This window comes from Affinundibacterium baiyunense (genome assembly GCF_018139645.1).
Classification (GTDB): domain Bacteria; phylum Pseudomonadota; class Gammaproteobacteria; order Burkholderiales; family Burkholderiaceae_D; genus Undibacterium; species Undibacterium baiyunense.
Genome location: NZ_JAGSPM010000087.1, coordinates 1 through 255, shown reverse-complemented (window position 1 = coordinate 255; position 255 = coordinate 1). Strand labels below are relative to the sequence as shown.

The following is a 255-nucleotide window of genomic DNA, read 5'->3' as shown; positions in this document are numbered from 1 at the left end:
TAAAATCCTTGGTGCGGGCCAAGAAATACCGATCATTTAAAGGCAATGTTGGCTTGGCAGCACCCAATCTATTGCAACGAGATTTCAAAGCGACTGGGGCGAACCAGAAGTGGTCGACTGATGTGACGGAGTTTAATGTCGCTGGTGAGAAGCTTTATCTGTCACCGATTTTAGATCTGTTTAATGGCGAAATCATCGCCTTTGAAACAGCGAAAAGACCCGTTTATAAAATGATTGATACGATGCTTAAAAAGG

General features: G+C 43.1%; 1 protein-coding gene. It reads left to right on the top strand.

Annotated elements, in window-relative coordinates; genetic code table 11:
- The coding region (locus KDM92_RS18435) for a DDE-type integrase/transposase/recombinase (RefSeq protein ID WP_329603176.1) at positions 1-255 on the top strand (255 nt) is incomplete at both ends.